The organism is Rhodopirellula sp. MGV, assembly GCF_002251265.1.
GTDB classification, from domain to species: domain Bacteria; phylum Planctomycetota; class Planctomycetia; order Pirellulales; family Pirellulaceae; genus Stieleria; species Stieleria baltica_A.
Window position 1 is genome coordinate 1 of sequence record NZ_NPDI01000043.1, and the last position, 13121, is coordinate 13121.

The window sequence follows — 13121 nt, forward strand, 5'->3', positions numbered from 1 at the left end:
CAATGAGAGGTTGTCAGTAATTCAGTTTAGCGAACGGTTGGGGACGTTGGGTGGATCGGGGATTTTTACCGCTGGGTGATTGGCCCGGTTCTGTCCGGGGATGTGGTTGGTGGTCGGGAACCGCGGTTAGCGCCGTACGGCTAATGTTGGCGGAGTAGAGTTCTAGCTCGGGGGTGTTTTGGCGGATGCTTTTCAGGAGGGAGTGTGATTCGCCGGCGTCGGTGATGAAGGTGTCTTCGTTTTCGAGTTCGGCGAATTGGAAGGCGCCTTTGACGCCAAGCTTGTTGGCAGTCACCATCAAAAGACTACGGTCGGCTCGTTCCCGAACGAGCTGCTTGATCTGCGCGTCTTCATTGGCTGCCGTGGTGAGGTGACCGCATGCCGAGACGCCTCGTGGCACGAGCACCGCGATGTCGAAATGAATCGTGCTGAGTTGCTGGAATGTCGCGCTGCCAACAAGTCCTTGAATCGCGCCGTCGACTTGTCCGCCAGGAACGATCGTCGTCACCTTGCCCCCTTCGCCAAGGCGTACGGCAGCAGGAAGGTTGCTGGTCACAACCGTCAGGTCACTGCGATGGGCGATTGCTTCGGCAAGACACAGAGCGGTCGTGCCAAGGTCCAAAAACAACACGATGCCTTCGGGGATGATCTCGCTGGCGCGATTGGCGATCAAACGCTTTTCCTCGATGCCCCGGATCGCCCGACGTTGGTACGGGTACGGATCCTCGGAATGCCGCAACGCACCCCCGCGAACTTGCCGGAGCTTTCCCGCTTTGTGCAACTCATTCAGGTCGCGACGGATCGTGTCGGTCGAAACCTCAAAGTGCTGACTCAATTCGTCGAGGCTCGCTTGCCCATGTTCGTCGACCCAATGAGCGATTCTTTCCCGACGTTCGGATGCGAGCACGAATCCAATCTCCCGTAACGATCTAAATGATGAAGTTGCAGTTTGGTGCAGCTTTGATGCTTGAATCTGCAATGTTAAGCGATAATATGCAAATATGACGCACGAAAAAGCAACTTATTGCAGTTTGTTGCAGCCAATTGGGCTGTTTTTAGCAAATGGTCTCGTTGTTGGCGGCTGGGCGACGGCGATCCCGATCGTGGGGCGTAAGGCGGGACTGAGCGAATCGTTGCTGTCCGTCGTGCTGCTCTCTTTTGCGGTGGGCGGCATCGTGGCGATGTTGTTGACGCCACGTGCGATCCAGGCATTAGGGACGCGAACGGTCAGTCTTGCTGCCGGGGTCGGGTTCCTGTTTTTATTCCCGGTTGTGGTGGGGCTTTCCGAGCTTAGCCAACTTGCGATCGCGGCATTCTTTTTTGGCGGTTGCCATGGTGCGATGGATGTTGCGATGAACGCGAGCGCGATCGAAACGGAACGACTGTCGGGCCGTCGATTCATGTCCAAGTTGCACGGCTGTTTCAGCTTGGGCGCGGCCGTTGGTGCGGGGACCTTTGGTTTGATCTTGAATGACCAACCGGCGATGGTTGCATTTTGGTATTCGGCCATCATCGCGACGGCAATGGTGTTGATCGTGATTGCGGCTGGAGCGAAAGATCGCACGGCTGGGGTACAAGTCGCTGGACAAACCGAAGCAGCGGCAGGCGTCAGCGATACGGAACGGCAAGCGGAACATCGCAGTGCCTATCCGTTGTCAGCTGTTGTTTCACTTGGCACGATCGCGTTTTGTTGTTTGGTTGCTGAAGGCGCGATGGTCGACTGGCTGGTCAAACTGTTTCAGCCCGGCGAAGGTCCTACCGTCGAAACGGCGACGACGGGATCGGGTTTTGTCTATGCATCGTTTGCGATCGGGATGTCGGTTTGCCGATTCGCCGGCGACATGATCTCGCATTCGGTTGGTGATCGTCGGACGATCATCATTGGCTGCTTGGTATCCAGCGTTTCGTTGATGCTGGTTTTGATGACACGCAATCCGGTGATGGCCTATGTCCCGGCGATGTTCGCAGGCGCAGGGCTGGCCAATGTGATTCCATCTGCGTTTCGAGCCTGCGGCAAAGACGTGCGACGCGTGGGGCAGACGTTGGCACTCGTCACCACGATTGGCTATGCCGGGTTTTTGTTTGGGCCGCCAGTCATTGGCGTGATCGCCGATATGAGTTCATTACGAATCGCGTTGTTTGTTCCAGCCGCGTCGCTGGCGGTTGCCAGTGTTGTTGCGGCCATGGCAGAGGTCCTGCGGGCTCCTGCGATCGTCACGCGTGCGGGAGCTGCGGACCGATCAACGGATGACGCGATCCGAGTCAAAGAAGAGAACACCTTATTACAAGGAGAGATTTTATGAACGCAGAGACGTTTACAAAGTTGGTCGATGAAGTAGCGTTATTGTTGTTCGACTTGGACGGAACGCTGGTCGATTCGACTGCAAGTGTAAAACGGGCGTGGCGTGACTTTGCAGGACGCCATCAGGTCGCCGAATCGGACATCTTCGCGATCTCGGAAGGCCGCCAGGGGCACGCGGTTGTCGCCGAGTTGCGTCCGGATTTGGATGCGCTGGCGGAAGATCAGTTGTTGCTTGAGTACCAAATCGCTGACGCGAGCGATGTGGTCGAGGTGCCGGGAGCAAATCGGTTGCTCAGTCAGCTGGATCCTGCGCGTTGGGCAATTGTGACTTCGTGTACACGGCGGCTCGCGATGACGCGTCTGGATGCGGCGGGGTTGCCGCATCCGCGAACGCTGATCACGGCTGACGAGACACAGCGTAGCAAGCCTGATCCGCAAGGGTTCCAACTCGCGATGGAGCGTCATGGGATGCAGCCGTCTCAGTGTTTGATCTTCGAGGATTCGGCGGCAGGGATTGCGGCGGCAAATAGTGCGGGGATCGATGTGATTCAAGTTAGTCACGCCGTCGTGGCGCAAGAACACGGCACGATCGGATCGATCCAAGACTGGAACCTTTATCAAAGTGCCAGCGATACTGCGCGTCTTCGTACGGCCTAGTGGCGTGCATCAAGCGACGACGCCTATCGCGCGAGACGCTCTTCGAATTCGAGTTTCGATGACGAGTACAGCATCACGTATTCGAACTTTTTGACGGCCTCGAATTTAGAGATCCGCAGGTACTTGGCGTACAGATCGAAATCACCGCAGCTGGCCAAGTAGTCGAGGTCGATGGTGTGACCGAGGTCATGTTCGGCGGCACATTCCTGCATGATCGTCGGGTTGAGCGTCGCCATGAATTGATCGAGCAGCTCGCGGTCTCGTGTCGCCACAATGTCGCTGAAATAGGTGTTGCCTTGTTTTGGTGACGGTTTCTTCGTTTCAGCTTTTTGCGACTGAAACTCTTGAGTGGCAACGACAACAATGGCGGCCGACGACGTGACGATCATCATCAATAGGACGGTTACGATACGCATGAATCTCCTCTGGGTGGTTGCTGAACCGTAGGTCATGATTGGACGGGTCGCGCAACTGAATCCCCGAAAATTGAGGGATGCGGAATGCCGACATTTCACTGCGGTTTTTACGGTGTTTCACGGCGTGTCTCGTTTCACGCGACCAAACCGTTGCGGCACTGTTTTCGCGATTGCGAATTCGTGACAGGAGCTTGTCGAGGGAAAAAGTTTCTACGGAATTCACGCGTTGTTCAGCGCGCGGGAAACATCGCATCGGCCGTGGGGAAAACAGCTTGAATTCTTTCGACGAACCGCTGTTGTTTTTCAGTTTCAGCCGTCACGAAAGGTCGTGTTCTGTTCCGCAAACGTTGTGAGAAGGAACGTGATCATTGCCGAACGCGAGGCGGCAGGTTGGGCAAGTCTTCTGCCGACGTTTGGTGACTTGGGCGTCCGTGAAACTGAAACCATTAGGATGCGGGGCTGCGATCGGGCCGCAAGTCTGGCCTTTCGATGTGTTGTTTGGAATTGCTAAACGCATACCGCACACTGCTTCGAATGTTTGGACCACTGGGACACACGCATGTTGCATCGAATTGCAACAAGCCGAATTTGCACTGACGTCATGGATCGATCACACGCCAACGGATTGGTGGGGTGACGATGCGTTATTGGTCACGACTATTCCGCCGCGTGTTGTTGGTTTGCTGCATCGGGTTGATCGCTGCGTTCATGGCCCGCAATCAAATCGTTCGCTGGGCCGCGGTCCGCGGCGCAGAGATGGTGTTGTCGACACGGGTTGAGGTCGCCGCGGTAACGCTGAATTCCGATCGTTGGACGATCGAAGGATTGGTGGTTGAGGAACCCGGACAGCCTGGTGAGGTGCAAGTAGGGTTTGACAAGCTGACGATCGTTCCGTCGCTTCGGCGTGGGCTTCGTGATGGAGTCTGGCTGGAGCTTGTCATCGTCGATCACCCTCAAGGCCATTTGCGATTCGATGAAGCGGGCAAGTTGATCAGCGTCTTTCCGCAATCAAACTCCGAATCACAAGGCGGCGAGATCGGTGTGATTCCGGTGCATCATGTGATTATCAATGATGCGGAGTTCGCCGTGCATCAGATCGGAAAGCAGTCTCTATCGGTTACCGATGTTGATGTGCATGTGCGATGCGAAGGGAACATTGATGCGCGAGTCACGATTCCCGCATTGTTCGGCGGCAGTTTGGTCGCCCAGTGCAAGTTGGATGCGAAAACATTTGCCGGGACCAGCGCGGTTGATCTGTTAGGTATCAAGCTGGACAGCCAAAGGATCGCCGAGTTGCCGCTCGTCCCCGCGATTGTGAATGTGGAAGCGGTGAACGCCGGGCTGGATTTTCAGCTGCGCAGTTCACATCCTCCGATCTCAGAAAATTTGCTTGATAGCCAAGTCAGCTTGACGGTTGATTTGCATGACATTCGATCACAGCGATTGGGCGAGGTTTGCAAACAGGTGCGTGTGGCGGGTGCGTTCGACAATCGCCACGCGAGTTTGGATGTGATGGCGAACCCCTTCGATGCACAGTTTTTGATTGCTTCGCGTGTTGATTTGCAATCGCCTGATCCGTCGGCCACGTTCGATTTGCGTCTATCACCGTTTGAGCTTGGGCCGTTGGCCGAGGACTTGTCCAAGTCGCTTGCCGGTGAGCTGCCTGAGTTGCCACCCGGTGATCTGACCGCTGCGGCTGTGATTCAGGCTTCGGCAAAGTTGGTTGGCGATCAACTTCATTTTGCCGGTCAGACCCGTTGTGTTGCCAATGAGATCGAAATCGCTTCGATCGCCCTGCCCTCCGCAGTTTTCGAGGCCAAGATTCATGGCGATTCATCGATCAACGACTTTGCCGCGATGTCGGGTGAAGCGACGGGAACGGTGCAGGTGTCGCCCTATCAAATCGCCGCGGTCGCGGATCGGTTTGGCGTTGCCAATGCGAAAGGTCTGCTTGCTGCCGATGCGAGTTTTGTCGTCCCGCTGGAATCGGTGAGCCAACCGACTGCGGCGGTGATCGCATCGAAACTGTATTGGAAAGAATTGAACGCGTTCGGCTTCGGTGTTGATGACGCCGCAGTCCGTTGTGAATTGAGAGACGGAATCGCAGCGATTCGTTCAGATGTGATCGTGGTTCGCGATGTTGCCAAGGACGCGCTCGTTGAGCTATCGCCAAGCGTCGAGGCACACTTGGTTGGTGACAAGGTGCTGACCACGCAATTGGAATGCTCGGTTCAGCCAACCGACACTCTGATCAAACAGTTTGGGCTCGAATCACTTACGCCTCAGGGGCGTTTAAGCACGTCGCTGAAGGCATCCTGTTCCCTGTCGGAAGTCACTGATGTTGCTGCTTGGCAAGCGACAACACAATTGCGACTGAATGATCTTGGCGTGGTTGGCGAACGGATTTCGGACATCGATTGGCAGGTGCAGCTTCAGCAGGGCGAGATTACATCAACACCGCTCGTATTCCGCTGGCGAAATGCAACCGGTGAGTTGTTGTTGAATGGTCTTGTCGACGATCAATCAAGTCTGGACGCAAGTCTTGCGATCGACGGCGTATTGTTGGACGAGATCGGACAGCTAGTCGCAAAGTTTTCGGATGCGGCCATCCCTGTACAAGGACTCGCCGAAGTGGACGGCAAGGTGCATGTCACTGCGGATCTAAAGACCGGAGCCCATGAGATTGTGGCATCTGGTTTAGCGAGCCTGCGGCAAGCGAGCTATCAAGGTTCTGCGGTTGGCGATGCGGACTTGCAATGGGAGCTGACACCAGATGGGGTGCAGCTGCAGACGATGTCCGACAATTGCTTTGGCGGCCGATTTTCGGTGGCGGCCCAAATGAATGAATTGGATTGGACGACGACACAAGTTCAGGGACAGTTTTCAGAGATTCAATTGCCTGCCTTGGTCGCGTTGTCTGGCCAAGCGTTGCCCTCGACGGGGCTATTGCAGGGTGGCTTCCAAGTTACTTCCTTGGCAAGTTTAGAATCGCTCGCCGGGAACGCATGGCTAGGGACCAAGCAAGCATCGGTTCAGCGGATTCCGTTGCAGCTTGACCGTGCCACCGTTACCGTTGCTGATCAACGGTTAAGCAGCCAAGTTGACGGCAGCGTGTTACGAGGTCGCTTCACCGGGACCGCATCCACACGTTTGGAGCAGTTGGTCGCGTTCGCGTCGTCATCGACGATGGAAATTGAAAAGGTGCCTGTCGCTGGTCGAGCCAAGTTGGTTGGTTTGCCGGTTGATCAAATCGTTTCGGCGTTGCGATTGGGACCAGAGTTGCGTTCGGTTGGCGGGGTGATCACGGGAGAATGTGTTCGAGAAGCGAATGCATTTGACGGGCGGCATCTTTGTAAGGTTTCCGGCGCACTGGAAGACTTTCGTTACAACGGTGTCGGACTCTCACAGATCTGTTCGTTGGACGCGGTCGTGCATCCCGAGCGGGTCGAACTGAACAGTTTGCAAGGTCGCTTCGCCGATGGGCGGATCAATGGATCGGGCGCATTGACGTTTGCTGGAATTCCGTCGGGCTACTTTGATTGTGTGGTTAGCCGGGTGAATTTGCGTCGGGCGACATCGGCTGTCGGTGTGAATGATCTTTCCGGGGCGGCGACGCTGCGGCTGCGCAGTCGACTTGGTCCTGTGATTTCGGGCCGAGCGGACGTGCAGGTTGATCACTTGGTTGCCGCCGGAGTGGGCGTTCGACAAGCCACGTTTCCTGTCGATTGGAGTTTTCGTCCGGCGGGGATGACGGCGCGTTGGCAATGTCGCGCGGGACGGCTTTCGTTGGGCGGCGGGACCGTTCGCGTCGCGTCGGAAGGTCGCTACACACGAAGCTTGGATACCGTGACGTCAGTGCAAATCCAACGCGTCGATTTAGCCAAATTGATGGAACGCGGCTCAGCGGGTTCGGGCATTGTTGATGGAGACATCACGTTACGTGCGAAGCATGCGCGTTCGATCGATGACATCGTCGGCACCTATGACTTTGAAATGTCCAACATCGAAGCGATGGAGTTTCCGATTTTGGATCAGTTACCGAAGATGGTCACGCTGTCCGCACCCACACCTGGTCGCGGGCAAGACGGCGCGATCGCGTACGGGCGAATTGGTAACGGCATCGTGCATGTTGATGAGGTCGCGGTGTATCAAAGCAACGTGCAGGTCTTGGTAACTGGTAAAGCGAACTTCAACCAGTCGTTGGACTTGGATGTGGTCGCGAGCACCAGTTCGGAAAGCCCTACGGATCAGTTGGTGTCGCTGTTGGATTCGCCGTTGATGTTGGCGGCGCCTGCACCGGTCGCGTTGATCGTCAAGGCAAACGAATTATTAAAGGATCGCGTGGTGAACGTGCATGTCGGCGGGACGGCTAGTCGCCCGGTGCTGCGTTTGCAAACCGGAAAACAGCTCGGCCAAAACGCGGTTAAGTTTTTCTTGACCAGCAGCTTTGGCTCGGCGGTGACCAACGTGTCACAACTCAAAGAAAACCAACGTCGAAGATAATTTTAGAAGTATCGATGGATCGAATCATGAAACAGACAAACGTTTTCGCGATGGGAATGCGATCGCTTGTAATCGGACTGCTGATCGCGGCGGTCTGTTCCAGCCAGGTCGGATGCCGTACGGCCGCGTCGCTGGGATTGCCGGTTTCAGCTGGCGGCCATCCGTTGCTTTCGGCGGCCAGTAAACGCCGTCAAAAGGCGGGGCACCCGAAGATGATTCCGACTGAGCTAGCGAAGGAAAGTTTGCCGGCGCACCGCGTCGAAGCGGGCGACGTGTTGGTGATCGAACCGAACGACTTTAATTCACCGATCCGATTGTCGTCAGACCAGACGGTGCAACAAGACGGAACGATTGAGCTTGGTGGGTACGGGCGTTTGAAAGTCGCCGGGATGTCGGCGGAAGAGATCCAGTCGCAGGTTCAAGGAGTTGTCACGCGAACGGAACTGGCAAAGCGGCAACGCAAAGTAGAGCTGGCGTCACACCGTGGTAATTCGCTGGGTTTGCCCGTCGAGCCAGCGGAGTCTGAAGACTTTGGTGTGACGGTCCGCTTGGTCAACAAAGAGAGTGCTTTGTTTTATGTGATGGGCGAAGTCAATGCGCCAGGATCGTATCCGCTGGTTGGGCATGAGACCGTGTTGGACGCGATTATTGCCGCTGGTGGTTTAACGGATCGCAGCAACGACCACAAAATCATTTTGACGCGTCCACAGCCGGACGGCCAAGAGCGGGCGATCTATCCGGTGTGCTATCAACAGATTTTACAGTTGGGAGATGTGTCGACGAACTACCAACTGATGCCAGGCGATCGGATTTATGTGCCTAGCATGTCGATTTGGGAAGACGTCAAACAGAGCACCGCATGGGGCAATGAAAAGAGCTGCCCCCATTGTCGCGATTACTCGAAAAAATAGGATGGCTCACAAGAAACCGAACTTACCGACGAAGATCTGTCCGGTATGCGGACGTCCGTTCGTCTGGCGAAAGAAGTGGGAGCGATGTTGGGACGAGGTGAAGTATTGCTCGGAGTCCTGTCGCAACAAGGCTAAGAAGGAGAAGTTCGGTTGAGCTATGAAACGTTGATGTTCGCGCACCTGGTGACGGTGGTGCCGTGCATTGGATTGGGGATCGCGGCGATGTTGCTGCGCAAAGGTTCGCAGCCACATCGTGTGGTTGGCCGCGTTTATGTGGGACTGATGCTGCTGACGTCAGCGATCACGTTGTGCATGCCCGCACGGGCCGGCGGACGGTTGTTTCTGCACTTCGGTTTTATCCACACGTTCTCGGTGATCACACTCGTTTCGTTGCCGTACGCGATCTATGCGGTGCGGACCGGCAACGTACGTGGGCACCAGATTTCGATGGTGATGACGTATGTCGGTGCGATCGTGATTGCTGGATCGTTTACGTTGTTTCCGGGACGCTACCTGCACCAACTGTTCTTTGGCGATTGACGTCTTCCTTGAAACCTATTCTTTGTTGTCGTGTGCGTCCCCAAGCAACGCGATGACCCCGTTTGGAAAGTTGTAACGCCAGTAGTAGTAGCCGTGACCACTTGCGTATTCGCGATGTTGAACCTGAAAGCCTTTGGCTTGTAAGACATCGCGGAGGTGTCGCGTCGACTTGAAAATGCTGGTGTCACCGTGGTCTTCGAATGATCCGGCTTCGAGGTAGAAGTTGACATCGGAAACGTCGGCACTGACGAACTGCCTCGTCAGCCATTCGGGGTCCGCTTGGGGGCTGCCGGGTTTGGCGCCTGGCGACCACCAGAACGAGCCTGATTGGCAATAGGCGTTGCCAAAAATCTCGGGCAGTGTGAGCCCGATGTAGGCGGCCGCCAGACCGCCATAGCTAGCGCCCGCAACAACGGTTCGAGACCGATCGGCGGTCAGATGTTCTTGGCGTGCCCAAGGCATCAATTCGTCGGACAAGAATCGGGCGAAGTCGGGGTTACACGGCAGTTCTTTGGAGCGAGACGCTTGACTGGGATTGCTGATCAAAATCGCAGCGGTGGGCGGGATTTGTTTTGCAGCGATCAATCGGTCCAGAATGTGTGGGACGTCGACATCGTTGACATAGCGTTCGCCATCGAAGACCACCATCAAAGCGTTGTCGGGATCATCGCTTTGATATCCGGACGGGCGATAGACGAACACGTTGCGGGTGTTGCCAAGGATGTCACTTGTGATGCGATGTGGTGTTACGCTGCCGGTCGGAATTTTAGGCTCGGATTCCAGCCAGGGTTGCGCGGGAGCACTGGGTAGTTCAAGAACCGATTCTCCGGCAAAGCGATCGACAGGATGTTCGGGAAACGAATGGGGATTGAGTGGGTCAAGTTGCGCGGTGGCCAAAATGGCGCGGCGACGGTCCCAGAATGATTCGTTGAGTTGCGGCACGTCGGGAGCGAGTTTGTAACTCAGTCGTGCCGAACGTGGGACGCGGTAGCTCGCATACCAGACGTCAGTGTTTTCGAGACGGACCATTTCATCGTGGTCGCCTGATGGTGCTGAGAACACTTGCGCTCGGTTCTTAGCACCTCGATAGAGAAACGTGACCAAGGCTTCGTCGTCAGCGAGCGGAGGAGTGACGTTTTCGTACTCGACAAGCGGTGCGCCGGAGGATTCGATTTCGTTCCAAAACGATTGTGTGTTTTCGCCTCGGGCAATGCTGCGCTGTAATGCTTTCAGCCGCGGGCTTGCGGGTGATTGTGGCGGCGGCATTTGCTCGGAAGCCGGCACGATTGAAGCGAGTTCGAGCTCGACCGTTGTTGGAACGGCGGAGGTGATGTGAAGACGCACTGAGTTTTCTTGAGGTAGAACGAAGTAAAAACTCTCGCGTTCGCCGTTCCCCTTGGCGAGTCTTCGTACCGGCGCCTGGTTGCTGTCGACAAGCGACAGTGTTGCATCCTGGCCTGTGAATTGGCCGCGAATGTAGTCACCTTCGATCGCATTGAGACGAATGGTGATTGGGTGGTTGGCATCCAGCGATCCTTCCAACGACTCCCCCGCACCGAGCATTCTGTCGGTTTGATTGTTTGCGGAAAGCGTCGTGGAAAACGGCGTGGTGAGCAGCGCGAGGAAGATCGCCGAGGTGGCGAGCGCGTTGTCGGAGATCGCGGCAAAGGTTGACATCAACGTTCAGCCTGAGGGATGGAGGTGGTGGGACGCGACGACGGATTTGCAGTGCGCGACAGCGAAAACGCTTTCGTTTTCCGAGGGGCGTGAATGCTCCATTGAGTTCATCTCAACGGCGTTTCGACGCGAAATGTTGTTTTCCAAACTAATCCTTGTTTGACGATGTTGCAATTGATTCGCAATAGCATTAGTTTTCTGGGCAGCGAGCGATCGAGTGCTTCTCTTAGCCAGCCAACCTTGCGGGATTCGGCCCGCCGCGTGGACCGGGTAGACGTCCCATCCCGCGACTTGTTTTTACATTCCTTTGGCGCGAGTTTAAGAGAACACGTACATGAGTCTTGGCAAACGATTTCATTCCAATTGCACGCACCGCACCGCTGCATCACGCGGTTTCACGTTGGTCGAATTGTTGGTCGTGATCGCGATCATCGGCATCTTGGTGGGGTTGTTGCTTCCGGCGGTCCAAGCGGCTCGCGAGGCAGCACGTCGGATGAGCTGCGGCAACAACATGAAGCAGATCGGGTTGGCGCTGCACAACTATGCGTCGGTCTATCGCGAGCGGTTTCCCAATGCCGGATACGCTTGGCCCGGCGGCTATCCGAATGATTACTCGCCGATGGCAAAGTTGTTGCCGTTCTTAGAGCAGGTCGCGTTGACGGACCTGATTGATTTCAACTTGTATCTTGGACACCCTGCGATCGCGGACATCCCTGAGGGGCTTCGCGAGGCGGCCGGGACTGCGGTTCCGACGTACCTGTGTCCCAGCGATCCTGAGTCCCCGACGCATATGACCACGATGCCCTCGGGCGAGAGTCTGACGATTGCGGGTTCGAATTATGCGATGAATCAAGGCAGCGGAATGGACGGCGTTTTCCACCCCAGTTTTGACGAAGCCGACGGGCTTTGCTGGGTCGGGGCGAAGATTCGTTTCGCATCGGTTCTGGACGGAACGACTCATACGTTGGCGTTTGCGGAATCGCTTCGCGGTCCCAGTGGAACGATGGCCGAGCTTGGTCGCAATAAGAACACGACACAGCTCTATCGAGCAGCGATGGCGGCCGATGCCCCGACGCTCGTGTTACTAGACAACAAGGACCTGGAAGGCCTCTGGCCGACAATCCCCGAGTGGAATGGGAATCGCTTGTCGTTCTGGTTGCGTGGGTGTTCGCCGGATGGGCCGATCATGAATGGGCGATTGACACCGAACGCCATCGTACCCGATCTTGTTCGCGGGTCGTCCAAAGTGACGGCGGCACGAAGCCATCATCCGGGTGGTGTCACGGTTGGGCTTTGTGACGGCAGCGTCCAATTCGTCACCGACTCGATCGATCGCGATGTCTGGCACGCGGTGTGGACGCGGCATGGAAGCGAAACCAACGTGAACGATTTCGCTAACAACTAGGCAAACACGGTGAGTGCCCTCGCTCCTGAACCGATTTCAGAAACTGATTCGAACGATAGTGTTGGCGTCGAGAAGAAGCCTCGACGCAAGAACCGCCGTTCTTTTTGGATGAAGCAGTTCATCGCGTGGCACTGGATCAGTTCGGCAATCAGCTTGGTCGGGATGCTGTTGTTTGCGATCACCGGGATCACGTTGAACCATGGTTCAGAGATCGAGTCGGAGCCGGAACGCCAGTCTGAAATTATTCAGTTGGCGAGCGAGCAACGTTCCGAGGTAACGGCGTTGCCCGTTGAAGGTACCGGCACATTGCCGCAATCACTGGCCCAAAGCCTTGGCGAGCAGATCGGTATGAGCCTTCAAGGTCGGCCAGCGGAATTCTCCGAGGACGAAGTTTACTTGTCGATGCAGGGGCCTGGTTCGGACGCTTGGTTGGCGATCGATCGTGAGATGGGTGAAGCCGAGTTTGAAGCGACGCAGCGTGGTTGGATCGCTTATTTCAACGATCTGCACAAAGGCCGGCATACGGGAACGGCTTGGAAATACTTTCTGGACGTGTTCTCGGTTGCCACCATGGTGTTTTGTTTAAGCGGGCTATTGCTGTTGGCGATGCATGCCAAGCGTCGTTCGATGACTTGGCCATTGGTCGCCGCGGGGCTTCTCGGCCCGTGGTTACTAATCGCGATCTTTATGCATTAAGAAATTGACAGACA

General features: G+C 55.9%; 11 protein-coding genes. 8 read left to right on the forward strand and 3 right to left on the reverse strand.

What is annotated here, in order from left to right:
- Nucleotides 1–13: 13 nt before the first annotated feature.
- Nucleotides 14–907 (reverse strand): DeoR/GlpR family DNA-binding transcription regulator, encoded by an 894-nt coding sequence (locus CGZ80_RS15580; RefSeq protein ID WP_143543954.1) that lies wholly within the window; start codon nucleotides 905–907, stop codon nucleotides 14–16.
- Between the two features lie 94 nt (nucleotides 908–1001).
- On the opposite strand from CGZ80_RS15580, the gene CGZ80_RS15585 reads away from it, so the two are divergent.
- Complete coding sequence (locus tag CGZ80_RS15585; protein WP_094416067.1) at nucleotides 1002–2303, forward strand: MFS transporter; 1302 nt, start codon at nucleotides 1002–1004, stop codon at nucleotides 2301–2303.
- Nucleotides 2300–2959, forward strand: a complete 660-nt coding sequence (locus tag CGZ80_RS15590; RefSeq protein WP_094416069.1) for an HAD-IA family hydrolase — start codon at nucleotides 2300–2302, stop codon at nucleotides 2957–2959. Before CGZ80_RS15585 ends, CGZ80_RS15590 begins: the two co-directional genes overlap by 4 nt.
- A 23-nt stretch (nucleotides 2960–2982) precedes the next feature.
- Here the strand turns inward: CGZ80_RS15590 and CGZ80_RS15595 are convergent, their stop codons facing one another.
- Nucleotides 2983–3375 (reverse strand): hypothetical protein, encoded by a 393-nt coding sequence (locus CGZ80_RS15595; RefSeq protein WP_094416071.1) that lies wholly within the window; start codon nucleotides 3373–3375, stop codon nucleotides 2983–2985.
- A 639-nt stretch (nucleotides 3376–4014) separates the two neighbouring features.
- Between CGZ80_RS15595 and CGZ80_RS15605 the strand changes: the two genes are divergently transcribed.
- Genes CGZ80_RS15605 through CGZ80_RS15620 form a run of 4 tightly spaced genes read left to right on the forward strand, consistent with a single transcriptional unit; the run spans nucleotide 4015 to nucleotide 9329 of the window.
- Nucleotides 4015–7878 (forward strand): AsmA-like C-terminal region-containing protein, encoded by a 3864-nt coding sequence (locus tag CGZ80_RS15605; protein ID WP_094416076.1) that lies wholly within the window; start codon nucleotides 4015–4017, stop codon nucleotides 7876–7878.
- A 26-nt stretch (nucleotides 7879–7904) separates the two neighbouring features.
- Nucleotides 7905–8789, forward strand: a complete 885-nt coding sequence (locus CGZ80_RS15610; RefSeq protein WP_158222715.1) for a polysaccharide biosynthesis/export family protein — start codon at nucleotides 7905–7907, stop codon at nucleotides 8787–8789.
- Nucleotide 8790: 1 nt separating this feature from the next.
- Entirely contained in the window at nucleotides 8791–8943 is a 153-nt protein-coding gene (locus CGZ80_RS29255; RefSeq protein ID WP_094416080.1) for a DUF2256 domain-containing protein, read from the forward strand.
- Nucleotides 8940–9329, forward strand: coding sequence for a DUF2306 domain-containing protein (locus tag CGZ80_RS15620; protein ID WP_198953706.1), 390 nt, complete (start codon nucleotides 8940–8942; stop codon nucleotides 9327–9329). Before CGZ80_RS29255 ends, CGZ80_RS15620 begins: the two co-directional genes overlap by 4 nt.
- A 15-nt stretch (nucleotides 9330–9344) precedes the next feature.
- Here the strand turns inward: CGZ80_RS15620 and CGZ80_RS15625 are convergent, their stop codons facing one another.
- Complete coding sequence (locus tag CGZ80_RS15625) at nucleotides 9345–11006, reverse strand: alpha/beta hydrolase-fold protein (protein WP_233148449.1); 1662 nt, start codon at nucleotides 11004–11006, stop codon at nucleotides 9345–9347.
- Nucleotides 11007–11340: 334 nt separating this feature from the next.
- On the opposite strand from CGZ80_RS15625, the gene CGZ80_RS15630 reads away from it, so the two are divergent.
- Both CGZ80_RS15630 and CGZ80_RS15635 read left to right on the forward strand, forming a co-directional pair.
- Nucleotides 11341–12411, forward strand: a complete 1071-nt coding sequence (locus CGZ80_RS15630) for a DUF1559 domain-containing protein (protein WP_094416082.1) — start codon at nucleotides 11341–11343, stop codon at nucleotides 12409–12411.
- Between the two features lie 9 nt (nucleotides 12412–12420).
- Complete coding sequence (locus CGZ80_RS15635) at nucleotides 12421–13107, forward strand: PepSY-associated TM helix domain-containing protein (protein ID WP_233148450.1); 687 nt, start codon at nucleotides 12421–12423, stop codon at nucleotides 13105–13107.
- Nucleotides 13108–13121: the final 14 nt, after the last annotated feature.

Bases quoted from the DNA above. Each gene is read 5' to 3' on its own strand.
- CGZ80_RS15585 (WP_094416067.1), top strand. From the start codon at position 1,002: ATGACGCACGAAAAAGCAACTTATTGCAGTTTGTTGCAGCCAATTGGG.
- CGZ80_RS15590 (WP_094416069.1), top strand. From the start codon at position 2,300: ATGAACGCAGAGACGTTTACAAAGTTGGTCGATGAAGTAGCGTTATTG.
- CGZ80_RS15595 (WP_094416071.1), bottom strand. From the start codon at position 3,375: ATGCGTATCGTAACCGTCCTATTGATGATGATCGTCACGTCGTCGGCC.
- CGZ80_RS15605 (WP_094416076.1), top strand. From the start codon at position 4,015: ATGCGTTATTGGTCACGACTATTCCGCCGCGTGTTGTTGGTTTGCTGC.
- CGZ80_RS15610 (WP_158222715.1), top strand. From the start codon at position 7,905: ATGAAACAGACAAACGTTTTCGCGATGGGAATGCGATCGCTTGTAATC.
- CGZ80_RS29255 (WP_094416080.1), top strand. From the start codon at position 8,791: ATGGCTCACAAGAAACCGAACTTACCGACGAAGATCTGTCCGGTATGC.
- CGZ80_RS15625 (WP_233148449.1), bottom strand. From the start codon at position 11,006: ATGTCAACCTTTGCCGCGATCTCCGACAACGCGCTCGCCACCTCGGCG.
- CGZ80_RS15630 (WP_094416082.1), top strand. From the start codon at position 11,341: ATGAGTCTTGGCAAACGATTTCATTCCAATTGCACGCACCGCACCGCT.